General features: G+C 39.2%; 2 protein-coding genes. One reads left to right on the forward strand and one right to left on the reverse strand.

Going from position 1 to position 2,390, the window contains the following annotated elements; all coding sequences use genetic code 11:
* The first annotated feature begins 338 nt into the window (after positions 1-338).
* Entirely contained in the window at positions 339-845 is a 507-nt protein-coding gene (locus AAC033_RS19010; RefSeq protein WP_339741144.1) for a hypothetical protein, read from the forward strand.
* Between the two features lie 448 nt (positions 846-1,293).
* Here AAC033_RS19010 and AAC033_RS19015 read toward each other — a convergent pair.
* A partial coding sequence (locus tag AAC033_RS19015; RefSeq protein WP_339741146.1) for an ASKHA domain-containing protein occupies positions 1,294-2,390 on the reverse strand: 1,097 nt, incomplete at its 5' end.

Raw genomic sequence — 2,390 nt, forward strand, 5'->3', positions numbered from 1 at the left:
TTTATTTTGTGTTCTGAAAAGTAGGCCAGCAACCTTTTCCACAGATTAGCTAAGTGTCTTTCCCTGAAAAAAGTTGACTCTTTTACTCCGATTACCTGTACACTTTTCAATTGAAATTTCCACACCAGAAAGGAGCGAGGTTAAAAATGTATTTTTCCAAATGACGGAGCAAAGAAAAACCTTTAATGAAGCTTGACCATCTCCCGAAAAATGGATTGATCAAGCTCTACAATTCAGTCATATCAGGGGTTTAAAGATGTTTATATATGAGGAAAGCTGGTTGAAAAAGGTTATTTTTATTGTGCAAACAAAAGCAAATAATCTCTAAAAACCAGCTCATGTCAAAAGTGTTAACAAAACAGGTACAGAACAAGATTAGTCGCTATTTTCTTAAGCTTGAGGGTCAATTAACAAAACCGGAAGCCCGATGTATCAGGGAAATGACCACTGGGATACTCAAGACAGGTCCGGTGTTGGTCAATAAAATAGCTACTGGCATTTGCGATACGATCTCGTTGAGCCAGACGACCAAGCGCTTTAGGAACCATTATAACAAGAAAGATTTTTTCATGAAGTTATTCCTGGGACATATGAACAGTGTAAAAAGCAAAATCTGTCATAGGGACTACATCCTGTTCGATGGTTCTGATATCCAAAAGAAATATGCCAAGATGATGGATGGGCTGGACTATGTGAAAGATGGCGATAAAGGAACCATTGGCCTTTGCTATTGGCTGATGAATGTTGCCCACTTTAGCAAAGACCAGGAAATGACTCCCCTGTACAATAAGCTTTACAGTTTTGACCATGGCGCAAAAAGTGAAAACAAGGAGGTTCTTGAGTAAAAGAATGCTGTGAACTTGCGGGGATCAAGGCACCAACCATAGAATACAAATACAAGCGGAATCAGGTTATTGAATCAGTCCATCCGAAATACGAATTAATAACAGTCCATACAACCGGATGGTTACACCTATACGACCAATCCCCGCATCGAGCACCCGACTAGAAATTCCCGAAATAGGATCCCGGGGAATTAATGAGGTTTATTCCACCCATCGGCTCTCCTTGACCGAATCGTTTTAGGACAGTATTGCTTCAACATATTCAAACTTGACTGACTTTGACAAGCGTAGCAGGGCAATCTTATATTTAATGGGTGTTTGTTTTGGGGTTTCCCGATGATACTCCAAAGTAGCCAACGATGATAAATTGGGGTAAAAACGTCAGGACAACGAATTGATAAAAGCAAAAAAATGACGAACCATTCAACAAAATTTAGCAACAATTTTATTAAAAAATCATTTTTTCGACATAGATATCCTGGAAATCAGATTCACCTTCCAGGTTGATATGTTTAATTTTCACCAGAATTTCATCGAGAATTTCAGGTTTTGAAAACAACAGCATTTTTGCCCCTAACAGAGCCGTATTTCCCATTTTTTGAATCACTTCTTCTTTACTTTCCAACATACCAGTTGCGACTACATGTTCGATAGTGAGGTAATTTCCGAAACCTCCGGCAATGTATATTTTTTCAATGTCGCCAATTTCGATAGAAAGCTTTGCAGTTAGTATTTTCAATCCGGCAGCAATGGCAGCCTTGGCCAACTGAAATTCATGAATGTCTTTTTGAGTGAGATATACCTTACCTTCAATTTGGATATGTGTTTCTCCTGAATTAATTTCTCCGAACATTCCAATTAAATCAAGTTTACGGAAAATGGCAATTGCATCGATTAAAGCGCTTCCACAGATCCCTTTAGGAACTGTATTTCCAATCACACTGCAATCAATTTTTCTGTCGATCAGGTTTAACGACGATATGGCCCCGGTTACAGCACGCATCCCCATAGAAATCGAGGCACCTTCGAAAGCAGGACCGGCAGCAGTTGACGCACATACAATCTGATTTTTATTACCTACTACAATTTCCCCATTGGTGCCTAAATCAATCAGGGCGTTGTATTTCTCCTTTTGATGCAGGTTCGTGGCTACAATCCCGGCCAGGATATCGCTACCTATGAAACTTCCAATACAAGGAAGGAATTGTACTTTCTCAACTACATGAAAATTCCAACGCAACTCTTTTGGATAGTAAGTTTTCAGTCCAATATCATCGCAATGAAAGGGATACATTGAAAGAGGCGAAACATCACAATTGCTAAAAATTAATTGCATAACAGAATTTCCTACTAAAATTACCTTTTGTAATTCTACCTCATGCTTTTTTAACATCAATGCAATCAGGTTTCCAACAGACTCCCTGATTATCAGAGACATTTCGCTTGCACGACCATTGAGGCAGGATTGAATTCTGGCAATCAGGTCAGCTCCGAATTTGACCTGTGGGTTTAGCATGGTTTCAACAGCCAAAACTTTTGCTGATG

The sequence above is a fragment of the uncultured Sunxiuqinia sp. genome (assembly GCF_963974515.1).
GTDB lineage: Bacteria > Bacteroidota > Bacteroidia > Bacteroidales > Prolixibacteraceae > Sunxiuqinia.

Coding starts and splice junctions, on each gene's coding strand:
- AAC033_RS19010 (WP_339741144.1), top strand. CDS start 339: ATGTCAAAAGTGTTAACAAAACAGGTACAGAACAAGATTAGTCGCTAT.